The organism is Actinomyces israelii DSM 43320 (assembly GCF_000711965.1).
GTDB classification, from domain to species: domain Bacteria; phylum Actinomycetota; class Actinomycetes; order Actinomycetales; family Actinomycetaceae; genus Actinomyces; species Actinomyces israelii.
In genome coordinates this window covers 1-1,101 of the sequence record NZ_JONS01000104.1, presented here as the reverse complement: position 1 = coordinate 1,101, position 1,101 = coordinate 1, and the positions used below count along the sequence as shown (strand labels likewise).

Below are 1,101 nucleotides of genomic sequence, written 5' to 3'. Positions count from 1 at the left end.
GGACGCAGGGCGAGGTCGACCAGGAGCACCGAGCAGTAAGACAAGCAGCCTGAAAGACCGCTTTCAGGGCTGTCCGAGACACGCCCAGCAGTCCACCCGGCTGAGAGTGAAGAGGATTGTGTGTGATTATGCATGGCGCAGGGCGAGTTCGGCCGCGAGTCGAGAGGCATAACAGGGCCGCCTGGCGTGGCACAATGAACCACGGTCCGAAAAATCTTCCGGCGCCCGCTCGTGCGACGGCTTTTGTCTTCCGGTGTGGGTGTCTGGGGTGTTATGCTGGTGGTTGTTCCTGGTTGGCGAGTGCGCGGGGTGGGTGATGATGGTGCGGCGTGGCAGCGGGGTCGATGACGGCGGGGTGGGCGAGGCCGGCGGTGTCCGGGCCGGGCGGGCCGGTCCTGTTCGGGTGTCGTCCGGTGGCTCAGTGGTGCGGCGGGCCTGGTCTCGGCGGTGGGTGCGTGTGCTGGTGGCTCTCGTGGTTGTGGTGGTGGTGGCTGCGGCGGGGGCGGGCGGCTGGTTGTGGTGGACCCGTCCCTGGACGCGCAGCGTCCCCCTGCCCGCGGGCATTGAGAGGGGCGACTATGTTGCCCTGGGCGGCTCGCTTCCCTCTATTCATACGGCGGCAGACGGGGACCTGTCGTCCGCGGGAATGCACTCTGAGAACCATGAGTGGGTGGCGGCGGTGCGCTGGAGGCCCAGATACTACGATCCCGAGGGCGAGGAGGAGGTCTACAGGCTGCACCTGGGCGAGAGCGTTCATATTGATGGGCTGGGGACCCTCACGCTGCTGGCCGTTAACCCCGGCCCCATTACCCTGCCGGACTTGCCCTTCATCGGCCCTCCGAAGGCCAGACCCAGCACCCCTCCGAACTCGTTCTTCAACCTCGTTCTTGATCCGGGGGTTGATCTTGAATGGTGGCGATAAGTCGGGCTGGTGGGTTCAGGGCGCCTCGCCGATGGTGGTGTGGGAGAAGTACTTCTCGTAGTCGGCGCGGCTGATGCGGATCAGGCCGTCGTTGTCAGCCCGAGGCAGGTTGGGGTCGGCATTGTCGTTGTAGCCCCATGGGTTGCGCAGGGTGACGCCCTCGTCGTCGACGGCCACGA

The 1,101-nt window shown here is 66.1% G+C and carries 1 protein-coding gene; it reads left to right on the top strand.

Annotated elements, in window-relative coordinates:
* Positions 1-463 precede the first annotated feature (463 nt).
* Positions 464-922, top strand: a complete 459-nt coding sequence (locus O145_RS15200; protein ID WP_156966832.1) for a hypothetical protein — start codon at positions 464-466, stop codon at positions 920-922.
* Positions 923-1,101: the final 179 nt, after the last annotated feature.